Genomic DNA, 25431 nt, shown 5'->3' on the forward strand with positions numbered 1-25431 from the left:
AGGTTACGGGGCGGTGAATTGACAAGGCAAGCGCCGGGGGGGCATGGTGACCGCCGTTCGCGAGCGCGGGCGTAGCTTAGTGGTAAAGCTCCAGCCTTCCAAGCTGGCTATGAGGGTTCGATTCCCTTCGCCCGCTCCACTTCCTGGGGAATCCGTCTTCTGGGGATTCCGTATCCATCCGCCACGGTCAGGTTGCCACGGGAATGCCGACAGGGTGAAGGTGGAGCCATGACGACGATGCTTCCGATCCGGGCGCTTCTGATTTCGTGGGTGAGCTGCATGACGGTGTGGGGGGCCGGGGCGAGCCGGTTCGAGGACGACTTCCGGGGCGGGCCGGCATCGGGTTGGACCGTACTGCGGGAGCGTTCCGATGCCTGGCGGATCGGGGAGCGGGGACTGGAGGTGCGGGCATTGCCGGGGAACCTGTGGGGCCCGGCGAACGATGCTCCGAACACGTGGGTGCGTCCGGCACCGGATCCGGAGAAGGGGCCGGTAACCGTCACGGTCGAGGTGGAGAACCGTCCGACCGAGCAATACGAGCAGGTGAACCTGGTGTGGTATTACGACGACGGGCACCAGGTGAAGCTGGGCCAGGAGATGGTGGACGGGAAGCTCTGCATTGTGATGGGGCGGGAGGAAGGAGACCGGACCCGGACCATTGCGATCGTTCCGATCGAGGCCGACGCCTGGGTGGTGGAGGTGCGGTTCGAGGTGGAGGGGCGGACGATCAGGGGGTTGTTCCGGATGCCGGGATCGGAGGACTGGCGGGAAGCGGGTGTGTGCGATCTGCCGGTGAAGGGGGAACCGAAGATCAGTCTTCAGGTGTACCAGGGGACGGACCGGGTGGAACGGTGGGCGCGGTTTGGTCGGTTCCGCATGGAACAGCGGCGGGAGTAGCCCTGCAGCGACGCAGGGGTGGGGGGACAATGGAGACGGACATCGTCCGGACTAGACGTTGAGGCCGGGGGTCCGGGATGCGGCGGGTTCCGTCCGAACGATTTTCGGGCGACCGTTCAGGCGGGGACGGTTTCGTCCACGGGTTTGTCCACGGGTTCGATTCTGACGTCGGCCGGGGCGGGCAGGGATGGCGGCGGTTCGTCGTGGGTCCGGGCGGCATCCTCCCAACGGTCGAGGACCTTCTTCAGTTCGGCGAGGGTGACGGGTTTGGCGAGGTGATCATCCATGCCGGCGTCGAGGCAGCGTTCGCGGTCGCCGGTCATGGCGTTGGCGGTGAGGGCGACGATGGGGAGGCGCCGGCTGGGGGCATGGAGGAGGCCGACGCGCTGACGTTCCAGTTGGCGGATGGCGCGGGTGGACTCGTAGCCGTCCATGTCGGGCATGAGGCAGTCCATGAAGACGAGTTCGTAGGGGAAGCGCCGGACCATCTGCACGGCTTCGCGGCCGTTGCCGGCGACGTCCACGCGGCAGCCCAGACGTTCGAGCATGCGGATGCCGACGCGTTGGTTGACCGGGTTGTCCTCGGCGAGGAGGACGCGGCGGCGGGGGTGGTTGCCGTTGGGCTGGGTTGGGGGGGAGGGAACCGGGGATTGGGAGGGGTCCGGTGCCAGAGGCGGGGAGGAGGGACCGGGGGCAATGCGGAGGGGATGATTGGTCCAGGCCTGGGCAAGGACGTCCAGGAGCTGGCGGGGACGGACGACGGGTTTGAGGAGGAAGCCTGCGAAGCCGGCATCGAGGAAGCGTCGGGCGTCGCCGCGCTGGCTTCCCGAAGTGAGCATGATGAGGGCGGTCGAGCGGAGCGTGGGATCCTGGAGGATGCGGGCGCCGAGGGTCGCGCCGTCGGTCCCGGGCATGAGGTAATCGAGGAGGGCGATGTGGAAGGGTTCGCCGGCGGCGGCGGCGGACTGGAGGCATTCGAGGGCCTCGTCGGCGGAGGCGGCGGCGTGGCAAACCAGGTGCCAGCGATGGAGCTGGGTGGTGAGGACGCGGCGATTGATGTCGAGGTCGTCCACCACCAGGACACGGAGACGGGCGAGGTCGGCGGGATGAACGAGGGCTGCCGGACCTTCGTCGTGGGCGTGTGCGGGGGCGATGGGGAGGGTGAACCAGAAGGTGGAGCCGCGACCGGGCACGCTTTCGACGCCGATCGTGCCGCCCATGCGTTCGACGAGGCAGCGGCAGATGGCGAGGCCGAGTCCGGTCCCGCCGTAGCGGCGGGTGGTGGAGGAATCGACCTGTTGGAACCGGTGGAACAGGATGGAGATCTTGTCGCGGGGGATGCCGATGCCGGTGTCGTGGATGGCAAAGCGGAGGCGGGGGGAGGGATGGTCGGGATGGTCGATCCCGACCTGGAGGGCGACGTGGCCCCGGGCGGTGAACTTGATGGCGTTGCCGACGAGATTGAGGAGGACCTGACGGAACCGGCTGACATCGCCGAGGCCCTGCGGGAGGGAGTCGAGGCCGGGGTGGAGGACCAGTTCGATCTGCCTGGCCTCGGCCTGGGGGGCGAGGAGGTCGAAGACTTCCTCGACGGCGGCGGCGACGGGGAAGGGGACGGATTCGAGGGCGAGGTGACCGGCCTCGATCTTGGAGAAGTCGAGGATGTCGTTGAGGAGGTTGAGGAGGGAGTGGCCCGAGGACTGAATGGTCTCGGCGTAGTCCCGCTGCTCGTCGGAAAGGGGGGTATCGAGGAGGAGGTTGGTGCAGCCGATGACACCGTTCATGGGGGTGCGGATTTCGTGGCTCATGGTGGCCAGGAAATCGCTCTTGGCGCGGTTGGCCTCCTCGGCGCGGGCGGCGGTCTGCTTCAGTTCGTCCTCGATGCGTATGCGTTCCTCGATTTCGAGGCGGAGGTCGCGGGTACGTTCCTCGACGCGGAGTTCGAGTTCCGAGTGGCTCCGGCGGAGGGCGTCGTCGCGCCCGGCGATCTCGTCGAGCATGGCATTGAAGCTGTCGATGAGCGTGCCGATCTCGTCGGCGGTCCTCTTGCTGGCCCGGACACTGAAGTCCTTGTGCTCTCCGACGCGGCGGGCGACGCGGGTGAGATCGAGGATGGGCGAGGAGACGATGCGCTGGAGGCCGCTGGAGACGCCGAACGTGACAAGGAGCGAGACGAGGAGGGAGACGCCGAGGAGGCGGGCGTGGTGGTGGAGCCGGTCATGGAACTCGCGAAGATCCGACTGGAGGAGGACGGCGCCGATGGGCTGACCGTTGACGAGGATGGATCGATGGACGGTGAGGCGGTCCTTGTGGAACTCGTGTCCGCCGAGGGAAAGAAGATTAGGGCTGGCGGGATCGGCGGGAAGGCCCGGGCGTCGATACTCGGCGAAGGGCTGGCCGTCGCGGTCGTACACCCAGCCGGCGACAACGCCGGGTTCGGATTCGACGGACCCCAGGATACTGTGGGCGGTTTCCGGGTCCTCGAAGGTGAGCGCGGCGTCGAGGTTCCGGCCGACGACATCGGCGACGGTGGAAAGGTGGCGGACGGTGGTCTGGCGGAGGTTGAAGAGTTCCTGGGTGGCCAGTGCGAGGCCCAGGGCCAGCAGTCCGATGGCACTGGCGGCGACGATCACCAGGCTGAGCTTGCTGCGGATCGAAAGGCTCCGGAAGCGTGACATATCAGGGGGAGGGTTCGTTGGGTGCGCGGTGGATCCGTTGGGCAAGGCGCAGGAGTTGGGCGTGGACGCGGAGGTTGGCGGTGGAGGCGGAGGCGAGGTTGACCTCGAAGCGCAGGCGGGTGCCGTCACGAACCAGGTGAATGACGCCGCCGCGACGGGCGAATCCGTCGATCTCGCCGGTGGTGAGGGTTCCGGCGGTGTGGAGGGACTGGAGTGCTTCGGCGAGGCGCCAGTCGGCGTTGGCGGCGAAGTGGACGATGTGGCACGCGGGCAGGTCGCGCCAGGTCGGGGCGGGGCGCACGACGACGGGGCGTCCGTCGAGGCCGCGTTCGCGGAGGATGGATTCCAGGTCGGAGGCGAGTCTGGGGTCGGCCACGATGCCGAAGACCAACGGGGTGTCGGCCGACTCGAAGACGTGGGACGGCCAGGTGACGAAGCGGGCGAAGTTGAGGAGGAAGGCGGCCTTCAACTGGGATTCGGTGGGCGTCTGGGCGGCCGGGCTGGCGGCGCGGGCCGGCGCGAGAAGGAGGGACAGGCAGAGACCCAGTTGGAGGGCGGAAGAAAGGGCCCGCACAACGGCGTTTCCGGCCGCGCGGGGAAGCGGGACTGGATCGCGGTGGCTGGGGGTGGGGCCCATTTCTAGAAGCGGTAGGTGAGTTTGAGGCGGAATCCGAGGCCGTCCTGGGGGATGGTGTCCTGACGATGGTCTGCGGCCCCGGGGATGGCGTAGCGGGTGTCGAAGAGGTTGTAGAGGGTGGCTGAGGCGTCGAGGCCGGGGAGGAGTTCGCGTCCGAAGAGCGTCAGGTTGACGAGGGCGAAGTCATCGGCGGTGTTGCCGAGGAGGGTGCGGGATTCGCCGCGATAGCGGACTTCGAGGCCGGCGAAGAGCTTCTGCCGGTGGATCGGGGCGAGGAGGTGAAGGCGGGCGAGGTGCCGGGGGGAATTGCTGAGTTCGGCGCCGGTGGTGCAGTCTTCGGCCCGCTGGAGGGCGTAGCTTGCCTGGGCGATGATGCCGTGGCCCAGGTGGCTTTCCCAGGCGAGTTCGACGCCGTGGGACAGGGCGCGGTCGAGGTTGGCGTAGAAGATGGAGCCATCGTCCGGATCCACGGTCTGGGAGATGAGGTCGTCGATCGTGTAGCGGTAGGCGGAGAGGCGGAATCGATGGGCCGGGGCGAGGCGCTGTTCCCAGACGAGTTCGTAGGTGTCAATGGTCTCGGGGCCGAGCTGGTCGGAGGCGCGGAAGTTGCTGGCGGACAGATAGTGCTGCTCGAAGTCGTTGGGGGCGCGGAAGGCGCGGCCGTAGAGGGCCTTGAAGGTCGTCGAGGACCATGGGTGGTAGATCAGTGCGGCCCGCGGATTCACGCTGTCGCCGAAGGACGAGTAGTGGTCGTAGCTCAGCCCGGCGATGAGGTGGAGGTCCTGAAGAAGGGCGATGTCGCCCTGGGCGAAGGCGCCGACATTGCGGCTTCCATGTTCGTCGTCCAGGTACACCGCCGGGGGGTCGTCGTCGGTATTGGACTGGAATTGGCGGAGGTTCTCGCGGTAGTCGGCGCCGGCGATGAGGACGTGGCGGTCGGCGAGGGTGCGGTTGTACTGGATCTCGGCACCGGCCCATTCGCCGGCCGACCGGTCCCGGTTGAGGATGACGCCTCCGGGGCCGGAGTCGTCCGCGTAGGGGTAGGTTCCCCGGTAGTGGTACCGGTCGTAGAAGACGCGGCCGAGAAGGCGGCTGTCGTCGTCGAGTTCGCGGTCGAAGGCGAGATCCAGGTAGGCGCGGGTGTCGCGGGTGGCTTCCCGGCCGTCATTGAAGACCGTGCCGTAGGAGGCGGTGGGGACGGTCTTGTCCCTTTGATTGAAGGCCCCGGTGAGGGTGAAGCCGCCGAGGGAGGCACGGGCGGAGAACCGGTACGCCTGTTCGTCGTCGAGGCGGCGGGCCCAGCCGTCGCCGTCCTCCGGGTTGTCGAACTCCGGGTAGTAGAGGGCGCTGTGGCCGGCGCTGTCGTAGAGGGAGGCGGAGGCGACGAGGTCGAGATCGTTCTGGAAGCGTTGACCGAAGGTGAGGCGGCCCGAGTAGGTGTCGAGGCTGCCCGCCTCGGCGGAGGCCTGGAGGCCATTGATGGCGGCGCCGGACTTGGTGACGACATGGACGACGCCCAGCAGGGCGTTGCTCCCGTAGAGGGTCGAGCCGGGTCCGGGGATGAACTCGATGCGCTCGATCAGGTCGAGATCGACGATCCCGTCGGCGCCCAGGTAGAAGCTGTCGTAGAGGTTGTCGTTGATCCGGTGGCCATCGACGAGCATGAGGACCCGCGAATTGTAGTCGCCCGGACGGAGGAAGCCGCGGACCCCGAGGTAGGAATAGTTGCGGTCGTTGGAGACGTAGAGGCCGGGGATGGCTCCGAGGGCTTCGCCGAGGTTGCGATAGCCGAAGTGTTCGATGTCGCGGGCGGTGAGGACGGTGACCGCGGCCGGGGCGCGGTTGGCCTTCTGGCTGAAGCGGGAGGCACCGTACACGGTGGGAACCTCGATCTTCATGAGGGCATCGAGGTCGAGGGCGGCCAGGTCGAGGGGGTCGGGGTCGGACGTGGCGGGGAGCTCGGCAGCCGGCAAGGGGGTGGTCAGGGCGCCCAGCAAGGCGGCCAGCGCGAGGCCGGGGGAAGATCCGTGCGGGCGGCTTCGGGCATCGGGGCCCCTGGAGACAGGGGGCCGAGGGTGGCGCCGGCTCTGGACTGGGAATGGATGAATCACGTGGAGTGCGACAGTGGCACTCCATGGACTAACGGCGTCATCCGCTCGAACTGAAGGTCCCGAGGCCGGATCAAGGGGCCCGGCGGTTGCGGAACCGCCTCCAGATGAGGATGAAGCCGCTGGCGAAGTCTTCCGGGCGCCGGTCCACCCAGGACGACACGACATCCGGGTGGAACCATTCGCCGCGGTCGATTTCCTCGGGTTGGAGTTGGAAGGGGCCGTCCGAGGCGCATCGGTACACCCAGACGAATTCGTGGCCGGTTTCGGGGCAGGCCCGGACGTAGAAAAGTCGTTGGGGCGGGGTATCGAGGGTCAGGCCGAGTTCCTCACGGAGTTCGCGGACGGCGCAGGGGTCGTAGTCTTCGCCGCGGTCGAGATGCCCGGAAGCCGAGGAATCCCAGGTGCCGGGAAAGCAGTCTTTGCGGAGGGAACGCTTCTGGAGGAAGAGGCGTCCGGCGGAATCGAAGACCAGGACATGGACGGCCCTGTGGTTCAGGCGGAGACGGTGCACTTCCGAGCGCGGCCGTTGACCGATGACGACGTCGTGGTCGTCCACCACATCGAAGATTTCCTCGCTCATGTGGGGAGTGTCGGGGGAGGGCGGGGAAGGGGAAAGCGGGAAGAGGGAAGGGGAGGGGTGCGATCGGAGGGCCGAGCTCTGCGAGGCCGCAGGGGAGTGGAGCGATGGATTGAGGACTCGCGGAGCTCGTCCCTCCGGGTTCACGGGACCGGGGTGTTAAGGAGGTGGGTGAGATCGGCGAAGGTCCCGGGGGGAAGGGTTTCGGCGCGGGCGTCGTCGGACAGGTGCAGGGCGGTCCAGGCGGGGGCGAGGCGTTCGTCGGGCCAGGCGGCGCGGAGGACTTTGCGGACGCGTTTCCGGCGCTGGGAGAAGGCGAGCTTCACGAGGCGGGAGTAGTTCCGGGCGGATTCGCGGGTGGGGGTCAGGGGTTGGGGGCGGCGGACGAGGCGGACGCAGGCGGAGGTGACATCCGGGACGGGGAAGAAGCAGGTGGCGGGGATGGGAAACGACGTTTCGACGGAGAAGGTGTGGGCGAGCAGGAGGGAGAGGATGCCATAGGCGCCGGTGCCGGGCCGGGCACGGATGCGGTCCACCACCTCGGCCTGGAGGGTCACAGTGGCAGACGTGGGGGGGAGGGGGAGCTGGGCGAGTTCGACGAGGATTGGGGAGCCGACGGAATAGGGGAGATTGGAGACGACGTGCTGGTCGGAGAGATCGGGTTGATCGCGGACCAGCCAGTCGAGGGCGTCGGCTTCGAGGATCTGAAGATCGGGGTGATGGGCGAGGCGCTCCCGAAGGATGGGGATGAGGCGGCGGTCTTTTTCGATGGCGAGGACCCGGGCCCCGGCGGCGAGGAGGACTTCGGTGAGGGGACCGAGGCCGGGCCCGATTTCGAGGACGCGATCTCCGGGGCGGATCCGGGCGAGTTCGACGATCCGGCGGAGCTGGTTGGCGTCGTGGAGGAAGTTCTGGCCGAGGGACCGGGTGAGGCGGAGTCCGCGGGCATCGAGGAGCTGGCGCATTTCAGAAGGCGTCATGTCTCGTTTTTGTAACGCTACGTCCCTTGCGCCTTTTCGGAATGTGGGGAACCTAGGCGCGCACCGCCGTTCCACCCCCGGCCAAGACGTACCATGAAAACTGCGACCGACACGATGTTCCGCCCGGAGGCGTTGCGTGCCACCGGCCGGTGGTCGCCCGCTGAGGGGCGCCTGCAAGTCAACACGAGCGACTCGGATTCGCCGTTGCTGCGACTCCTGGCGCACCGCCTGCAACGGCGGGAACGGCGGCGGTTGTTCAGCACGCGGCCAGTTCCTCTCCCAGCGCGCGTATCGCCCGCGATAATTCCGTCTGCGGAATGACCAGTGGCGGGGTGATTCCGATCACCTCGCCCTCGGGACCTTCCGGAAGGAGGATGAACCCGCGATCGAGCAGGCGCCGGACGACGCCCAGTGCGGCCGGGCCGTCCGGGCTTCCCGCCGGAGTGCGCAGTTCCAGGCCCTGCATCAATCCCACGCCGCGAGCGACGGCGGGACGTCCGCGTTTCGAGGTCTGGCGGGCGAGGGTGACAAGGTTGCTGGACAGGGACCGGCCCAGCCGTTCGGCGCGGGCGGGAAGACGGAGGCGGCGGAGTTCCCGGATCTGGGCGAGCGCCATGGCGCACCCGACCGGGTGTCCCAGGAAGGTGCTGGTGTGGATGGCTTCGCCGGTGCTCTCGGGCCAGGCGTCGTCCATGATCGATGCCCGTCCCACGCACGCGGAAAGGGGGAATCCGCCGGTCATGGCCTTGCCGAGGCAGACGACATCCGGGACGACCCCGACGCGATCCGAGGCGAACCAGCGTCCGGTGCGCCCGAAGCCGGTGTAGATCTCGTCGAGGATGAGGAGGATGCCGTGCTCGTCGGCGCATCGTCGGAGGAACGGAAGGAAGTCATCGGGCGGGACGCGGACGCCGCCGCGGGCCTGGATCGGTTCGACCAGGATCGCGCCGATGGGGTGATCGCGGAGGAGGCGGGGCAGGTGGGAACGGACGGCGTCCATCGAGGCGCCGGACGGCTCGTGGACATCCGGGAACGGGAGGAACCGGGCGAATTCGCGGAGCTGATCGCGGAAAGGATCCCGGAAGTGGGTTCGGTGGGTGGCGTTGAGGGCGCCGTAGCCGAGCCCGTGATAGGCGCCCTGAAAGGCGATGATGCCGGGCTTGCCGGTGGCGAGGCGGGCGGTCTTGAGGGCGGCCTCGACGGCTTCGAAGCCGCTGTTGGTGAAGAGCGTTTTTCCAGGGCCGGCCTGGTGACGTTCGAAGACCAGGCGGCTGAGTTCCCGGGCGAGTTCCCCTTTGAGGGCATGGGGATGAACGTCGCCCATGGCATGGAGGAGAGAGGCCATCTGGCGCTGGCCGGCACGGACTACGGCCGGGGCGGCATGACCCGCCGCGGCGACGCCAAAGGCGGCGGTGAGGTCGAGGTAGCGGCGGCCCTCAATGTCCCAAACGTGGGAGCCTCGGGCCCGGGTCCAGACGATCGGCCAGCCACCGTCGTGGGCGATGAAGGTGACATTGCGGCATTCGTGGCGCCGGAGCGTGTCGAGGACGGCGCGGGTTTTTCGGCCGGGCCGGGGCCTGGATCGGGAACCGGCGGGGCGAGGTGGTTTCGGGGGAGGTTTCATACCCCGCGCTGGTCGGGGGGCCAGATGAGCTTGTGGAGCTGGGATTGGAACCGGACGGGCAGGGCGTCGACGACGAGGGCCTCGACGAGTTCGCGGCGGTCCATCGGGGTGTGGTGCGCGGGGACGGGGCGAAGGGATGGGTCCTGTTGCTCGCGACTCAGGGGATGGACCCAGGAGACGAGGAGCGGGCAGATCGAGGCGAGGCGGTGCCGTTCGATGATGTCGCGGGTCCAGGCGTAGTCCTCATGCGTGCCGATGACGAACTTGATTTCGTCGGTGGGACGAAGGAGGGCGAGGTTTTCCCAGCGGTTCCGTTCGGCCTCGCCGCTGCTCGGGCATTTGAGGTCCATGATTCGGCGGACGCGGGGATCCAGAGGGGAGAGGTCCACGGCACCGCCGGTTTCGACGAGGGTGGTGTAGCCAAGGTCGCAGAGGGCGGTGAGAAGCGGGATGGCGGCGGGTTGGAGGAGGGGTTCGCCACCGGTCAACTCCACCAGCGGCAGGCGATGCGCGACGGCCGTTGGGGATGGAGGAAAGGGTTGGGCGAGGCGATCCACTTCCGCGAGCACCTCGTCGGGGTGGCGTCGCGTGCCGCCGGTGAAGGCGTAGGCGGTGTCGCAGTAGGAGCAGCGGAGGTGACAGCCGGTGAGACGGATGAAGACACAGGGGAGCCCGGCGAAGGTGCTTTCGCCCTGGAGGCTCAGGTAGATCTCGTGGACCCGAAGGCTGTCGGACACCGGGGCAGGGTAGCGGGAGGCGGGCTGGCGGGCCATCCCCGTGAGCGTTCGGATGGGGACCGGGATGCCGCGACGGCGTGACATCCCGGTTTCGATTCGCCGCAGTCGCCGCTTTCGACTTGAACCGTCGGCGCGATTCCCCAGCCTGACCGGCTCACAGTAACGCGATGCAATTCGTACCTACCCAAAACATGAGCAAGACCCTCCGCTGCCACCTTGCGGCGGCCTTGGTGAGCGCCGCTATCGGGCTCGCCCCGGCCTCGCACGCGGCCATCACCGATGGCCTCGTGGTTCACCTGCCGTTCGACGACACCTTCAACGACGCCACCGGGCGCGGCAATCACGGCACGCCCGTGGTGGTCGAGGATGCGGATGTCGTCGATCCCACGCTGCCCGGATTTGTCTCGGGTGGGGCGATCGGCTCGCACGCCTTGCGGTTGACGCTTGGCCAGTACGTCACCCTGGGCAGCCCGTCGGATCTCCACTTCGGTCCGGACGTCGATTTCTCGGTGGCCTTCTGGGTCAAGGGCGATCCGGGCGCATGGACCAGCGATCCGTCCTTCTTTTCGAACAAGGCATGGGCATCGGGCGGGAATCTCGGTTGGATCATTGCCGCGCAGGGCAACGGCGGCTGGAAATGGAACTGGCGCGCCTCCGACTTCGGCCGTCGCGACACTCCGAACCTCGCGGTCATCGCCACGGGCGGATGGCGACACATCGCGGTGACCCACAACCGGCAGGGAAATGCCGTTTTCTATCTGGACGGCGTTCCCATCGGTGCGGAGATCCCGATCGTGGATGACGGGGACATCGACAACTTCGACACGGTCTACAACATCGGCAACGACGGCACCGGCGGGTACGGCTTCAACAACGACCGTGGTGCGCGATTCCTGGATGTGCAGATGGACGATTTCGGCGTGTGGCGCCGGGCGTTGTCCGCGGGGGAAGTGGCCGAGATCTACGGTGCGGGTCTGCAGGGATACAATCTCGCCAGCACGGCCCAGGCCGGGGCGTTCTTCCAGAATCTTGCGCCGGCTCCCGGGGCCGTCGATGCGCCCGCTTCGCCGATCATTCGCGGCGAAATTCAGGCCGGCGCGTCGGCCATCAGTGCCGACAGCGTCCGCCTTCTCCTCAATGGCACGGCGGTTGCGGCCGAGGTTACGCAGGCCGGAGGTGTGACCTCCGTGCGCTACGCCGTTCCGTCCCTCGTTCCGGCGGGATCCGTCCACACGGTGCGCATCGAGGCCCGGGACGCCGCGAACATCGAGGTGGTGCAGGAATGGTCCTTCACGGTGGCGAATTACCAGACCCTGCCCGCCAGTCTGGCCCGTCCGCTGGACAGCCGCGGCAGTCCCGGACTTCTCTTCCGTTCGGTCTGGGCGTCTTTCGGGTCCCTGGCCAATACCATTGCGCGCGCCGAGGCCCAGCTTGCCGGCACCCTGATCGACCCGGCGACTGAGGAGCCGTACTTCGATGATGCCGAGCCCGGCCCGATCAACGGGTTCTACGCGGTCGATGTGATCAACTTCGAGCAGGCCGCCCAGAACGCCGGGAACTTCCCCGGAGATCAGGCGTTCCCCGGTCTGCCGGAGATGGACGTGAACAATTTCTCGACCGAGGCGCTGGCGTGGCTGGAACTGGCGCCCGGATTCTACCGACTTGGCGTCAATTCCGACGACGGCTTTGAGTTGCGCACCGGCGCTCCGCCGCGGGACGTGCTCGACGGGATCCGGATTGGTGCCTTTGATGGCGGACGCGGGGCGGCGGACTCGTTGATGGACATTGTGGTCACGGAAGCGGGTTTGTATCCGATCCGGCTGATCCACTTCGAGGGCACCGGCGGTGCCAGTTGCGAACTCTTCTCCGTGGACGTGGCCACCGGCGACAAGATCCTCGTCAACAACCTGGGCGATTCGCGCGCCATCAAGGCCTACCAGACCTCCGTTGGGGCACCCAGCCTTCCGTTCACCCGAAGCGTCTCTCCGGCGCCTGGCTCGACCGGCGTTCGGGAGAACGATCCGATCACCGTGACCATCGTCGATGGCAGCGCGCAGGTGAACACCTCGGGGATTCAATTGCGCGTCAACGGCGTGGACGTCACGCCGACCCGCAGTCGCGACGGCAATGTTTCCACGGTGAACTACGTGCCTTCGCCCCTGCTGCCTTCCGACAGCCAGGTGACCGCCACGGTGATCTACGGCGATGGTTCCAACACCAAGACCCAGTCGTGGACCTTTACCACCCAGCCGCCGAGCCAGCCGCCGGCGATCGTTGGGCATTGGGACTTCAACGGAAATCTGGGCGCCACCGTCGGGTTCCCGCTGGAATACAGCAGTGCGGCGGCGCAGGCTGCTTCGCAGTTCGGTACGACCGAGAGTTTTGGGATTCCCGGGATCGGCGGGCAAACCCTCCAGGTGCTCCGCTTTGCCGGTGCCTCGGCTCGGGACATCCACTACACCATGCGGCACAATGCCGCGCCCAACGGGGATGGACGCCTTGTCAATCTCTGGACCCTCATTCTGGATCTGCACTTCCCCGAGAACGGCTCTGGCTCCTGGTTTTCCTTCGGGCAGATTGACAACCTCGACAACACCAACGACGGGGAATTGTTCGTCAATTTCGCCGATCGGGATGGCGACGGGATCCCCGACGGCGGCATCGGCATCGGCGGTCAGTACACCAACGTCGAGGACTTCGAGACCTACATCCAGCGCGGCTCCTGGCACCGGATCGCCTTTGCCGTGGACAAGACCAACGACAACGACTTTGGCGAGGCGGTGCTGTCGAAGTTCATCGACGGAAAGCCGTTCCAGAACCAGCTCCGCGGAAACACCCAACTGGACGGTCGTCACGCGCTGCGCGACCGGTTGCTTCTCTTCGCCGACGAGGACGGCGAGTCGCAGGTGGTGTTTGTGGGCAGCATCCAGATCCGCAACTACAAGATGACCGATGCCGAGATCGCGGCTCTGGGTGGACCCAGCGCCACCGGCATCCCGATCAACACCGCGGTCATCAATCCGCCGGCGCCGGTCGATGACGTGGAACTGGCCGCAACGATCGCAGGCAACCAGCTCACGCTGACCTGGACCGGTGGCAGTGGCACCTTCCAGGTCCAGCGCCGGGCGGCCTTCGGGGAAGGCACATGGACGACCGTTGGCACGACCACCGACCGGACTTTCACGACTGAGGTGACCGGCGACGCTGCGTTCTACCGGATCGCCCAGTAATCCCATCGCTCCCATCGCACGCTCCCTGTTGGAGGGAACGTGGAACTCACGGGCGCCGCAGGTGGCCAATTCCAGGCTGCCGCGGCGCCCGCAACGTTTGGCGACTTACGACACCGCATCGACTCGCAGATCGCGCAGCACGGTAAGCCCCGGGATCGGGGCGCCTCGAATGATCCGTGCGCCGCTCTTGCGGCCCTTGCTGAACTTGTCCCGGTGCTGCTCCCACATCCGGTCCACAAACTCCTTCGATCCCAGGAACACCCCGTCGGTCATATGCCGGATCCGCAACCGCAGGATCTGACCCAGCGGCAGTTGACCGCCCCGCGCCAGTTCCGCCCGGATCGCCTCAGGGTCCAGCGCCCGCTTGTCACTTCGTCCTGACGTCCCGCCAATCACGTAAAGCGCCAGGCGATATTCTGCTGACGCCGCGCTCCAGTCGGCTGCGCCCAGAAAGCCCATGATTCCGCGGCGGATGACCTTGTCGCCGGTGAGGGCGGCGGCGTAGCCGCAGAAGCGGTAGTCCTTGGGATCGTTGACCAGGCCGGCACGGACGGGGTTGAGGTCGATGTAGGCGGCGATGGCGCGGAGGGTGCTGGGACAGTCCTCCACCAGGACACTGCGGAAGCGTTCGCCCCAGAGGTAGCCGGTGCGGTCGTGACGGCGGTTGTACCAGCGGGAGAAGCGTTGTTTGAACTCCTGGAGGAAGATGGAGAGGTCGGCGATGCGGGAGAGGACGGCCTGGCGGATGTCGTCGGGGATGGGTTGGCCCTTATTGAGGGCGGCACGGGCGAGGGTGGGGAGGGTGGCCTTGGACCCGTAGAAGTCCTCGAGTTTGGCGAGGATGACGTCGTCCGGGATGGAGTCGGGGAGGGGTTTGGGAGGGACGCGGATGAGGAGATGGAAGTGGTTGGACATCATGCAGAAGGTGATGACGTCGATGTCGCAGAAGCGGGCGAGGTGGTGGAGGATGTTGATGAGCTTGTGTCTGGCGGCGTCGTCGAGGAGGTGGAGGCGGCCGGCGACGCGGGACATGCAGTGATAGACCGCCGGGAGGGAGGGATCGGCTTTGATGCGGTGAGTTCTCATAAAGAGTGGGGGCATTAGCATTAGCAGAGTGTCAGGGTGTCAAGAGTTCACGGCGAGGGGGGCGACAAAGTGGGGGGCGACAAAGTGGGGGGCGGGTGAACTAGAATGAAGTGAATGCTTGGATGAGAGGATGCACGACGTGGGCGACCAAGTCAATTTCATTTAAACTGTCTTATTGTAGTTTGTTAAGTTAATATACCTGTCATATTGACATTGATATTGAGTCTCGGGACGGACACTCGGGACGGACCGTCTTGCCATGGGAACGGGATCGGGGGAGGGTCGTCCATTCCTGGTGCACGGATCGGAGGTGGATCGGTGCCGGGCCGGGCGATCAACCACACGAGCCTGAAACGAAAATGACCGAGGATATGCTGCTGGAGGCGGTACGAGAGGTGTTGGGCCGGTACACGGAGGTGCCGGGGCACCAGATCCATGCGGGGCTGAGCTTTGAAGACCTGGGCATCGATTCCCTGACGGCGGTGGGGGTGGTGGCGGATCTCGAGGAAAAGCTGGGGATCACCATTCCGAACGACGAGGCGCTGGAGGTGCGGTCGGTGGGGGATGTGCTGGAGAGGCTGGGCCGGCACTTGGGCCTGGAGGGAGGCGAGGCCGGGGGGACGGTGACGGCAGGGTAGGATCATGCGGCGCGTGGTGGTCACGGGGATGGGGGTGATCAGTGCGCTTGGGCGCGGGCGCGAGGCGTTCCGGGAGGGGTTGCGGGTAGGGCGATGCGGCATCGGGCCCTGGCAGGGGTCGTTGGGGGAGGGCTTGCGCATGGCGGTGGGGGCGCAGGTGACGGGCTTCGACCCGGCGACGATCTTCCAGCGTGGCCCCTTGAATGTGATGGATCGATTCGCGCAGTTCGGAGTGTGGGCGGCGCGGGAGGCGTGCGAGCAGGCGGGGTTGAAGGGCGGCGGGGCATGGCAGGAAACGGCGGGGGTGGTGATGGGCACGTGCGTGGGGGGGCAGCAGTCCACCGATGATGGGTACGCGGCGCTCTACCGGGAGGGGAAGGCGGCGATCAGTCCGTTCACGGTGCCGCGTGTGATGGGGAACGCAGCGGCGAGCCAGATTTCGATGGAGTTCGGATTGCGCGGCCCGTCGTTTTCGGTGGCGTCGGCATGCGCCTCTTCGAATCATGCCCTGGGGTTGGCGCTGCACCTTGTGCGGTCGGGTCTGGGAGAGGTCATGATGGCGGGCGGCAGCGAGGCGCCGCTGGTGTACGGGCACCTGAAGGCGTGGGAGGCGTTGCGGGTGGTGGCGCCGGAGGTCTGCCGGCCCTTCTGCGCCGAGCGCCGGGGAATGGTGCTCGGGGAGGGGGCGGCGGTGCTGGTGCTGGAGTCCCTCGACCATGCGCGACGTCGGGGCGCGACGGTGCTGGGGGAACTGGCGGGGGCCGGGATGAGCAGCGATGCGGGCCACATTACGCAACCCTCGGTGGAAGGTGCATCGGTGGCCATGGAGCGGGCCCTGGCGGACGCAGGCCTGACTCCGGACGACATCGATTACATCAACGCGCACGGCACCGGAACGAAGGTCAATGACGTGACCGAGTCGCGGGCGATCGGGAGGGTGTTCGGGGAGCGGGCGCGGACGATTCCGGTGAGTTCGACCAAGTCGATGCATGGACACACGCTGGGGGCGGCCGGGGCGATCGAGGCGGTGGCGACGCTGCTGGCGCTGGGGGATGGGTTTGTGCCGCCGACGATGGGGTTCGTCCGGGCGGATCCGGAGTGTCCGCTCGACGTGGTTCCGAACCGGTCCCGTCCGGCACGATTGCGGGCGGCGATGTCGAACGGGTTTGCGTTCGGAGGGCTGAATGCGGTGCTGGTGTTTCGGCGGTTGCCCGCGGAGGACGGGGGCGGGTAGAGTTGTCCCGTGCTCGCCAAGGTGCGCTCTGCCGCCGTGCAGGGCGTAGAAGCATACGCCATTGAAGTGGAGGTCAACGTCGGCTGGGGGGACACCCAGATCGTCGTCGTTGGCCTGCCCGATGCTGCCGTGAAGGAGTCCCGGGACCGGGTGATCACGGCGCTGACGAACTCCGGGTACAAGTTCCCGCTGGGCAAGACCACCATCAATCTTGCACCGGCCGATGTGCGGAAGGCGGGGCCGAGCTTCGATCTGCCGATCGCGCTGGGGATGCTGAAGGCCAACGGGCAGATGACCGGGGAACGGCTCGACCGGTATCTGGTTCTGGGGGAACTGGCGCTGGACGGGGCGGTGCGCCCCGTGAAGGGGGTGCTGCCGGCGGTGCTGCATGCGCGCGAGGCGGGACTGGCGGGGGCCCTGGTGCCTCTGGACAATGCCGCCGAGGCGGCGGTGGTAGGGGAACTCGAGGTCATCCCGGTGGGCAATCTGCGTGAGGCGGCGGCGTTTTTGGACGGGGAGATCCTCCTTGAACCATGCCGGGTGGATGTCGAGGCGCTGTTCGCGTCGGCGGGGTCGGATGAGATCGATTTCTCGGAGGTGGGCGGGCAGGAATCGGTGAAGCGGGCCCTGGAAATCGCGGCGGCGGGTGGGCACAACGTGCTGCTATTGGGTCCGCCGGGGACGGGGAAATCGATGCTGGCGCGGCGGCTTCCGACCATTTTGCCGCCCCTGACGCTTGAGGAGGCGCTGGAGACCACCAAGGTGCACAGCATCGCGGGGATGCTGGGTTCCGGGCAGGCGCTGATCACGAGGAGGCCGTTCCGGTCACCGCACCACACGGCCAGCGACGCCGGTCTGTTGGGGGGCAACGTCCAGCCCACGCCGGGGGAGATTTCGCTGGCCCATCACGGTGTGTTGTTTCTGGACGAACTGCCGGAGTTCCGCCGTTCGGTGCTGGAGACGCTGCGTCAGCCGATCGAGGAGGGGAGTGTGACCATCAGCCGGGCGGCCGGGACCATGACCTTTCCGGCCGAGTTCATGCTGGTGGCCGCGATGAATCCCACGCCGGACGGCAAGATGCCGCACGAGAGCAAGTGTTCGCCCCGGCAGATCCAGTCGTATCTCGGGCGGATCAGCGGGCCGTTGCTGGACCGGATCGACCTGCATATCGAGGTTGGCGCGGTGCAGTTCCACGAGATCTCGGGCGAACGGAGCGGGGAAAGTTCGGCCGCCATCCGGGCCCGGGTGATGGCGGCACGGGAACGGCAACGAAGCCGGTTCGGGAACGGGTCCGGCCCCACCTGCAACGCGCGGATGAGCGGGCGGGAGGTGCGCCGTCATTGCCGGCTGGACGAGGTGACGCGCGAGGCGCTTCGCAATGCGATGTCGGAGTTGGGGCTGAGCGCGCGGGCCTACGACCGGATCCTCAAGGTCTCGCGGACGATCGCGGACCTCGCGGGGGCGGACGATCTGGTGCAGGAGCACGTCCTGGAAGCGATCCAGTTGAGGTCACTCGACCGGCAGATCTGGGGGTAGGGCGAATTGCGGAACCCGCGATCCGACGATCGCCCAGCCTCAATCGTCAATGGATGGATTTGACCCTATTGCCTCCATCGCCTGGGGCCGGCCGGAGCCGCGGGGGAGGGTGGTGAGGCGGTCGAGGGGGATGCCGGAGAAGGATTCGACAGTGCCGTCGGGCCATCGGACTTCGACGCGGTCGATGGCGGTGACGGGGCCGAGTCCGAAGTGGAGACGAGGATCGTGGCTGGAGAGGTAGCTGGTGGCGGGTTGCAGGACGGCGATGAAACGACGGGAGCCGGCAACGACGGTGGCCTGGGCGCCGATGGCGTCGCGTCCGCCCACCGCGGGATCGATGAGGCGCAGCAGGACCCAGCGGCCGCGGCGGGGAGCGATGTTGCGAAAGAGCCGCACGGGTCCGGCGGTGCCGGCGAGGACGAGATCCGGGGCGCCGTCGTTGTCGAGGTCGGCGACGGCCAGACTGCGCCCGACCATGGCCCAGCGGGTGAAAGAAGGCTGGGCCTCGGAGACGTCGCGGAAGCGGCCGCGTCCGTCGTTGGCGAAGAGTTGGGGGCGCTGGGCGTAGCGGGCCCACCATTCGGGGACGCCTGGCAGGACCGGGGTCTGGCCCGGGGTTGCGCGGCGGACGAGTCCGTTGGCGATGGCGAGGTCCGGGGCACCGTCGAGGTCGAAGTCGGCGAGGACGGTGCCGAAGCCGGTGCCGCGCCAGGCCTGTTGCTGGAGGCCGGCCTGGGCGACGGCATCGAGGAAGAGCCCGGGAGCATCCTGGCGGAAGAGGGAATGGAATTCCTCGGCGAGGTGGGTGACGAAGAGGTCGGGACGTCCATCGCCATCGACATCGGCCCAGGCGACGCCCATGTCGGCGGCGGGCCGGCCCATGGCGTTGAGGGCGAGGCCTCGGGGGACGGCCTCTTCGCGGAAGGTGCCGTCCCGGCGGTTGATGAAGAGCCGGTTGGGGCGGCCGTCGTCGGCGCAGAAGATGTCAGGCCAGCCGTCGCCATCGAGATCGGCGGCGAGGAGGCCGAGAGCGGCGCCGGGATGGGCGGCGAGGCCGGCGGCGACGGTGTGGTCTTCGAAGGTGGGGGTGGCGCCCGGGGTGGAGGTGGTGTTGCGCCAGAGGCGGGTGAGGGTGGGTGGGAAGGCGTGGGGGGCGCAGAAATCCTGGCGCCCGTGGGAGTCATGGCAGACCTGGGTGGGGTCGTAGTCGAGGTAGTTGCCGATGACGACATCGAGCCGGCCGTCGCGATCGAAGTCGAGGAAGGCGGCCGGGGCGGCCCAACCGGGATGATCGAGGCCGGATTCGGCGGTGACCTCCTGGAACCGGCCATTGCCCAGGTTTTGGAAGACCCGGACGCCGCCGTACTCGGTGACGACCAGATCGGTCCAGCCGTCGTTGTTGAGGTCGGCGGCAAAGGCACCCATGCCGAGGCCGGTGATGTCGAGACCGGAGCCGGCGGACACGTCCTCGAAGGTGCCGTCCTGGCGCTGGCGCCAGAGGCTGTTGCGGGCGGGGGAATCGGGACCGCCGAGCTGCACGAGGTAGAGATCGAGGAGACCGTCGTTGTCGAAGTCGAGGATGGCGATGCCCGAACCGACCTGATCGGGCATGAAGTAGCGGGTGCCGGCGACGTGATGGAAGGCGAGGCCACGGGCATCGGTGACGTCCTCGAACCACGGCGGGTCGAGGGGTGTGGAAGTCGGCAGGGCGGGGTCGGGGCGCGGGGTGGTTTGCGGACCGCAGGCCGTGAGCCCGACTGCGAGGGCCATCAGGGCGACGAGCGTGGGTGCGGGGATCGGGATGGCGCTCATGTCTGACCGGCGGTGCGGTGCGGTATCTGAGGTTCTCTCAGCACGCCTCCCACTGGCCTTCGGGATGCACGGGTGGGAGTTCGATCGCAGCCCTTCGACTGGCGCGGGGACGAGGTTCAGCGGTGGGCGGCCGTTCCCTTGACGCCATGACGGCGGAGGCTGGCGAGGCATTGGGGGACATCGAGGCCGCGGCGGGCTTCGGCGGCCCAGGAGTGGCAGCGTTTGCGCCAGGCGGCGGTTTCGCCGGGAGGGGCGGGGTAGGGTTTCTGGTGGGGGACATCCTGACCGATGAGGAGGGCGAGGTAGCCATCCATGCCGAAGGAATTGGAGGCATGGAGGAGCTGGGCGCCGGCGACCACGCTGGGGCCGTTTTCGCGGTAGAAATCGACGAGGAACTGGGCGCCGTGAAGGGGGGTGTCGGCGCGGCAGGCACGCCAGAAGGGGGTGTCGAGGCGGGTATTGAACTTGTAGTGGACGGCGAGGAAATCGCGGATGTCGTCCCAGGCCTGTCCGTTGTAGCGGTTGTAGAGTTCGACGAGGGTGGGAGTGGGCTGGCAGAGGCTGTCGAGGAGGGAATCGGCGAGGGTGCTGGTCTCGACGCAGATGATCTGGAGGGCGGTGGCTTCGAGGGGTTCGACGAAGCCGACGGAATTGCCGATCCCGACGACGTTGCCGACCCAGTTGCGGGTGCGGCGACCGGAGCGGAAGCGGACGACGCGGGGTTCGGTGGCGAGTTTGGGATTGCGCTCGCGGAGTTCGGCGAGGGCGGCGTCGTCGTCGAGGAAGGCGGAGGCGAAGACGTAGCCGCGATTGATGAAGTGTTCGTGTTCGATCTGCCAGCACCAGCCGGCGTTCATGGTCTCGACGGTGGTGTAGGGGGCGACGGGTTCATCGGTGCGGGGCCAACCGGCGATGACGGCACGGTCGCAGAAGAGGGTGTCGGCGTAGGAGAGGAAGGGTTCATCGAGGGTGCGGCCGAGGATTTCGGAGCGGAAGCCGGAGGCGTCGAGGTAAAGGTCGGCGGTCCAGCGTTCGCCGGAATCGGAGACCAGGGCGGCGACGGTGCCATCGTCGGCGCGTTCGGCGCGGACGGTGGCGTTGGTGATGGGGATGGAGAAGGTGGCGCAGAGGCGTTCGAGCCAGGCGACGAACCGGGTGTTCTCGATGTGATAGGCGTGGCTGTTATGGAACTGGGGTTCGCCGTTGGGGCGGCGGGGGAAGGCTTTGTCATGGGCCATGAAGGCGGAGACGGGTCCGGCCCAGGGGGTGGAGGGGTCGTAGTAGAAGCCGTTGTTGCGGTTGAGTTCGGGGAGGCGCTGCTGGAACTCGTAGGCGAAGGTGTAGAAGAAGCAGGGGTGGGGTCCCCAGAGGAACTTGAGGCCCAGTTTCCAGGTGGGTTCGGCCAGATCGTAGAAGCCCTGGGGCTGGAGCTTGAGGTATTCGAAGAAGTGTTTGGGGAAGGCGAGCGTGGTGCCTTCGCCGACGCCGATGATGCCGAGTTCCGGGCTGCGCACGACCTGGACATCGAGTTGGGGCAGGCGGCGTTTGAGGGTGATGGCGGCCATCAGTCCGGCGCTTCCCGCCCCGAGGACCAGCACGCGGCGCACGTTCATGGGCGGCATCCTAGGCGGGGGGAGGGGAGGAGGGCAAAGGTTGCGGAGGCGTGGGAGGGGGAATCGGCGGCTGGCGCGGGTCTGGCGGCATCGAAGGCCGAGGGGTCGAGGAGCAGGCGCTGGAGCGCCTCCGGGGCGAGATCTCCGGCGAGCAGGAAGAGAAGGTTGTCGGCCGTCCAGGCCACGGTGCCGAGACGATTGACGGCCCCTTGGGTCGGTTGGTCAGGAAGCCTGCCGTGCAGGGAGCGGGTGGAGACGACGAAGAGGTAGAACATGCCGCGCTCGGCGCCGTCGAGGCAGACCATGGCAACCTTGTGGCCCTGCCAGGAGAGGATTCCACACCCGGCGGGAGGGATCCGGGCGAAGGCTTCCGGGATCGGGAAGGAGGCGGGGGCCTCGCGGGATTCGAGGAAGTTGCGGATCCGGTCGAGGTCGGCGGTGACGAGATCCATGCGGTATTCGCGGAGGACGGTTCGCACCATGCGGTCGGCGAAGGTTGGGAAATCGGCGCGTTCGCGTCCGGAGGGTCGAAGGGCGAAGAGGACCAGAGCGATCACCAGGCAGGCGGCGGCGGCGAGCCAGGCAGGTGGGAAGGGTAGCAAGCTGCGCCGGGATGGGGTGGCGGTCTGGCGCAGGATGCGGTCTGCGAGGCCGGGTGGGGGCGGCAGTTTCCGGAGGGCGAGGCGGGTGCCGGCCTGGAAGGCGCGGTGCCGTTCGAACCAGTCGCGGAGTTCGGGATCGCGGGCGGCGAGATCGAGGGCCCGGGTCCATTCGGGATCGTCCGGAACGTGGGGTTCCGGGCGCCACAGGCTGAGGATGTGCCGCGCTTGGTCGCGGTTCATGGGCGGGGTTTTGCAGGGGTGTCGGAGGTTCGGCTGAGCAGGTGCCGCTGGAGTTGGGCGATGCCGCGGGCGACGCGTGACTTCACCGTGCCGACGGGAACCCGGAGGATGCCGGCGATTTCTGGGTAGGTGTAGTTCTCGAGGTAGAACAGGGCAACGGCGGCGGCGAACGGGGCGTCGAGGCGGGCAAGGGCTTCGAGGACCAGGCGGCCGTCGGTCTCGGCGGGGGCGGCGGGTGGGATATCGGGGAGTTCGGGCTCGACGTCCGCCAGGGAGAAGTGCGGGAAGCGGAGGAGGCGTCGGCGTCGGGCGCCCGCCTCCCGATAGAGGGTGGTGAAGAGCCAGGCACGAACGCGGCTGGGATCGGCGAGGCGATGTCCGTGGCGGGCCCAGCGAAGAAAGGTCTCCTGGACAAGATCGGCGGCGTCGGATGGCTGGCGGGACATGCTGAGGGCAAACCGATACAGGGCGGCGTGGTGATCCCTTACAAGTTCCTCGAAGTCCACGTCGCTGCGTATCACGGGGTGCCGAGGTTGAGAGGCGTGAAACGAGTCTTGGGTTCCCGGGGCCATGGGCCGGCCGTCAGGATGTCGCGGGATGCGGCGTGGGGACGACTCCGAATTCCGGCGGTGGAGGACACCCGAATCCTTGATGGATCCCTGGATGCCCCGCATCGCCGCCTTTGCCGGCCTGCTTCCCGGATCTGGAATGGGTTCAACGACATCAAGGACAACGCCTTGTCTACGGCTACGCGGCCGACAAGGCGGGAACGTCAGCCGCTGCAGCCTGATGGGGGGAAGGCGTGGGCATGTCTTGGGGGGGGCTGGACAAGGGGGCAGCGTCAACAGTAATGAGCCTGACATTCTATTGCTTCTGTGGCGTCAACAGCAATCAGCCTGACAACCTGTTATGCTTCTGCGGTCAATGTAACAAGACGGTCCAATTATTTTAAGATGTTGACCGACAGAGGATTCGTCCGGTAGTGAGACTTTCTCGGGCGTGACACGGATTCTTGGGAGAAGAATTCCGGGAACCCTATCCGGGGGAAGATGCTCTTACCGCCGTGAACCAACTCGATGTGATTCTACCTGGAGAGGCGGCGCACCGGCATAGTCTTTGCATGTCCAGAGCCCGAGAGGGTTGGATCGCAGTGCTGACGTTACTGGCTTGGGGGGGGCCTCCGGCGGTCAAGGCGATGGACTTCCGGGTGGCGCAGCTTCCCAACGGGCATGTCTTTCAATGCGCGAACTGCCATGTCAGTCCGGGGGGAGGCGGGCCGCGCAATCCATTCGGGCAGGCCGTCGAGGCGATCACCGGGACGACTTCGAGGGCCTTCTGGTCGGCGGCGCTGGCGGCGCTGGATTCGGATGGGGACGGCTTCACCAACGGGGAGGAACTGGGCGATCCCGAGGGGACCCGCAATCTGATTCCCAATCATCAGGTGACGAATCCGGGCGATCCCAACAGCCGCCCGGCGCCTCCCGCCAACCAGCCGCCGACTGTGGCGCTGATTGCTCCGCTGGACGGAGCACGGTTCGAGGCTCCGGCTTTGGTCGAGATGGTGGCCGAAGCGTCCGACCCGGACGGGAACGTGGTCCGGGTTGAGTTTCTGAGGAACGGGGAGGTGGCTGGCGAGGTGGCGGTGCCGCCCTACGTGCTGACGCTCCCGTTGGCGCCCGGGGTCCACATGCTGGCGGTGCGGGCCACCGACGACGACGGCGACACGGCGACCTCCACTGCCATCTCGGTTGAAGTGGGCGACGCGCCCGGGGTGGAGCCGACGCGGTTGACCGGCGTGACTCCAGTGGCGGAGGGGTTGGAACTGAGCTGGTCCGATGGGGTCGGCCCGTTCGTGGTGCAGTCGGCGGTGCATCTCGATGAGCCATGGGTGGCCACGGGTGGCGTTTCGGCGGCGCGGATGGCGACGGTGCCCTCCGATGGGGCAGGGGGCTACTTTCGGATCGTGGACTTGGCGGGGGCGGGACCGATCGGGTTCACGGTGACCCTGGCGGGGGCGTTCGAACGACCGGAACCGGTGATCACCGACGGCACGGGGGCGGGCACGCTGCGGTTGGATGGCGAGACACTGACCTTCGAGATCGAGTATGCGGGGCTGTCGGGTCCGGCGGTGGCAGCGCATATCCACGGTCCTTCGGACATGACGGCAAGCTCCGGGGTGATGGTCAACCTGGCGCCGTTCCATGAGGGTGACTTCGGCGCTTCGGGACGATTCTCGGGCTCGGTCCCGCTTGAGCCCGCCGTCAAGGCCGCGCTGCTCGACGGGCGGACCTATGTGAACATCCACACCGGGGCGCATGGGGGTGGGGAGATTCGCGGGCAGGTGCTCCCGATTTTGCATCAGGCGGTTCTCAATGGGGCCAGCGAGCGGCCCAATCCGGTGGTGTCGAACGGGCGGGGCACGGCCTTGTTCCTGCTCGACGGGCTTCAGCTCACCCTGGAGATCGCCTACCGCGGATTGTCGGGGCCGGCGACGATGGCTCACATCCACGGTCCCGCGAATGCCGCGGGCACGGCCGGGGTGCTCATTGACCTGGAGCCGTTCCACGCCGGGCCGTTCGGGGTGTCCGGGCATTTTTCCGGGACGGCGACCCTGACCCCTGCGCAACTGGAGGCGTTGGCCGGAGGGTTGACCTACGTGAACGTGCACACCGCCGCGAATCCGGGTGGGGAAATTCGCGGCCAGATCCGCGGGTCCGTCACCGCCATGCCGTTTGCCGTGGCCATGTCAGGCGCGGCCGAGCGACCGAACCCGGTGGAGACGCCGGGCACCGGTTCCGGGATGGTCGCGCTGGAAGGGAATACGGTGTGGATGAACCTGCAGTATCGGGACCTCACCGGGCCGGCGGTGGCGGCGCACATTCATGGTCCCGCGGGTGTGGAGGAAAGCGCCGGGGTGCTGGTCAATCTCGCCCCGCAGCACGTCGGGCCATTTGGGGCGGGTGGAGCCTTCTTCGGCGTTGCTCACCTGACGTCGGAACAGGTGACAATGCTCCGGGACGGGTTGACCTATGTGAATATCCACACCGGGGCACATGGGGGAGGGGAGATCCGGGGACAGGTGGTGTCCGCAGTTTCGCCGTGAACTCCGATGGGGAGGATGGACGGACCTCTCCGTCGATCCTCCCCGGGATGCGAATGACCGGACTGATCAGGGTCGTCCCCAAAGAAAAGGCCCGAG

Annotated in this window: 18 protein-coding genes and 1 tRNA gene; 7 read left to right on the forward strand and 12 right to left on the reverse strand. The window is 67.4% G+C overall.

Annotation, left to right across the window (positions count from 1 at the left end):
• The first annotated feature begins 65 nt into the window (after window positions 1-65).
• Window positions 66-139 (forward strand) — tRNA-Gly (locus tag KF833_18990).
• 89 nt (window positions 140-228) lie between these two features.
• Window positions 229-897, forward strand: coding sequence for a hypothetical protein (locus tag KF833_18995; GenBank protein ID MBX3747402.1), 669 nt, complete (start codon window positions 229-231; stop codon window positions 895-897).
• A 116-nt stretch (window positions 898-1013) separates the two neighbouring features.
• On the opposite strand, the gene KF833_19000 is transcribed toward KF833_18995, so the two are convergent.
• From KF833_19000 to KF833_19030, 7 genes are all read right to left on the reverse strand, one after another.
• Complete coding sequence (locus KF833_19000; GenBank protein ID MBX3747403.1) at window positions 1014-3575, reverse strand: response regulator; 2562 nt, start codon at window positions 3573-3575, stop codon at window positions 1014-1016.
• A 1-nt stretch (window position 3576) separates the two neighbouring features.
• Entirely contained in the window at window positions 3577-4149 is a 573-nt protein-coding gene (locus KF833_19005; GenBank protein MBX3747404.1) for a YfiR family protein, read from the reverse strand.
• Window positions 4150-4214: 65 nt separating this feature from the next.
• Entirely contained in the window at window positions 4215-6185 is a 1971-nt protein-coding gene (locus KF833_19010) for a TonB-dependent receptor (GenBank protein ID MBX3747405.1), read from the reverse strand.
• 208 nt (window positions 6186-6393) lie between these two features.
• The gene (locus KF833_19015; GenBank protein MBX3747406.1) at window positions 6394-6903 is read right to left on the reverse strand and encodes an NUDIX domain-containing protein; all 510 of its coding nucleotides are present in this window, start codon (window positions 6901-6903) and stop codon (window positions 6394-6396) included.
• A 140-nt stretch (window positions 6904-7043) separates the two neighbouring features.
• Window positions 7044-7880 (reverse strand): ribosomal RNA small subunit methyltransferase A, encoded by an 837-nt coding sequence (gene rsmA / locus KF833_19020; protein MBX3747407.1) that lies wholly within the window; start codon window positions 7878-7880, stop codon window positions 7044-7046.
• 256 nt (window positions 7881-8136) lie between these two features.
• Complete coding sequence (locus tag KF833_19025) at window positions 8137-9504, reverse strand: aspartate aminotransferase family protein (protein ID MBX3747408.1); 1368 nt, start codon at window positions 9502-9504, stop codon at window positions 8137-8139.
• Window positions 9501-10277: a radical SAM protein gene (locus tag KF833_19030; protein MBX3747409.1), complete on the reverse strand. Its 777-nt coding sequence runs from the start codon at window positions 10275-10277 to the stop codon at window positions 9501-9503. Before KF833_19030 ends, KF833_19025 begins: the two co-directional genes overlap by 4 nt.
• 155 nt (window positions 10278-10432) lie before the next feature.
• On the opposite strand from KF833_19030, the gene KF833_19035 reads away from it, so the two are divergent.
• Complete coding sequence (locus tag KF833_19035; GenBank protein MBX3747410.1) at window positions 10433-13471, forward strand: hypothetical protein; 3039 nt, start codon at window positions 10433-10435, stop codon at window positions 13469-13471.
• A gap of 105 nt (window positions 13472-13576) precedes the next feature.
• On the opposite strand, the gene KF833_19040 is transcribed toward KF833_19035, so the two are convergent.
• Window positions 13577-14557, reverse strand: a complete 981-nt coding sequence (locus tag KF833_19040; protein ID MBX3747411.1) for a transposase — start codon at window positions 14555-14557, stop codon at window positions 13577-13579.
• Window positions 14558-14916: 359 nt separating this feature from the next.
• On the opposite strand from KF833_19040, the gene KF833_19045 reads away from it, so the two are divergent.
• The 3 genes from KF833_19045 to KF833_19055 are packed head-to-tail and all read left to right on the forward strand — an operon-like array spanning window position 14917 to window position 17965.
• On the forward strand, window positions 14917-15195 hold the full coding sequence (locus KF833_19045) for an acyl carrier protein (GenBank protein MBX3747412.1): 279 nt from the start codon (window positions 14917-14919) through the stop codon (window positions 15193-15195).
• A gap of 4 nt (window positions 15196-15199) precedes the next feature.
• On the forward strand, window positions 15200-16429 hold the full coding sequence (locus KF833_19050) for a beta-ketoacyl-[acyl-carrier-protein] synthase family protein (GenBank protein MBX3747413.1): 1230 nt from the start codon (window positions 15200-15202) through the stop codon (window positions 16427-16429).
• Window positions 16430-16438: 9 nt separating this feature from the next.
• Window positions 16439-17965 (forward strand): YifB family Mg chelatase-like AAA ATPase, encoded by a 1527-nt coding sequence (locus tag KF833_19055; GenBank protein ID MBX3747414.1) that lies wholly within the window; start codon window positions 16439-16441, stop codon window positions 17963-17965.
• Window positions 17966-18004: 39 nt separating this feature from the next.
• On the opposite strand, the gene KF833_19060 is transcribed toward KF833_19055, so the two are convergent.
• The 4 genes from KF833_19060 to KF833_19075 all read right to left on the reverse strand — a co-directional run bounded on the left by KF833_19060 (window position 18005) and on the right by KF833_19075 (window position 22753).
• Entirely contained in the window at window positions 18005-19777 is a 1773-nt protein-coding gene (locus tag KF833_19060) for a CRTAC1 family protein (GenBank protein MBX3747415.1), read from the reverse strand.
• 116 nt (window positions 19778-19893) lie between these two features.
• Window positions 19894-21390 (reverse strand): tryptophan 7-halogenase, encoded by a 1497-nt coding sequence (locus KF833_19065; GenBank protein MBX3747416.1) that lies wholly within the window; start codon window positions 21388-21390, stop codon window positions 19894-19896.
• Complete coding sequence (locus KF833_19070; protein MBX3747417.1) at window positions 21387-22232, reverse strand: hypothetical protein; 846 nt, start codon at window positions 22230-22232, stop codon at window positions 21387-21389. The genes KF833_19065 and KF833_19070 overlap by 4 nt, the downstream gene beginning before the upstream one ends.
• The gene (locus KF833_19075) at window positions 22229-22753 is read right to left on the reverse strand and encodes an RNA polymerase sigma factor (GenBank protein ID MBX3747418.1); all 525 of its coding nucleotides are present in this window, start codon (window positions 22751-22753) and stop codon (window positions 22229-22231) included. The genes KF833_19070 and KF833_19075 overlap by 4 nt, the downstream gene beginning before the upstream one ends.
• Window positions 22754-23352: 599 nt before the next feature.
• Here KF833_19075 and KF833_19080 point away from each other — a divergent pair.
• Window positions 23353-25335, forward strand: coding sequence for a CHRD domain-containing protein (locus KF833_19080; protein ID MBX3747419.1), 1983 nt, complete (start codon window positions 23353-23355; stop codon window positions 25333-25335).
• Window positions 25336-25431 lie beyond the last annotated feature (96 nt).

The organism is Verrucomicrobiia bacterium (assembly GCA_019634625.1).
GTDB lineage: Bacteria > Verrucomicrobiota > Verrucomicrobiia > Limisphaerales > CAIMTB01 > CAIMTB01.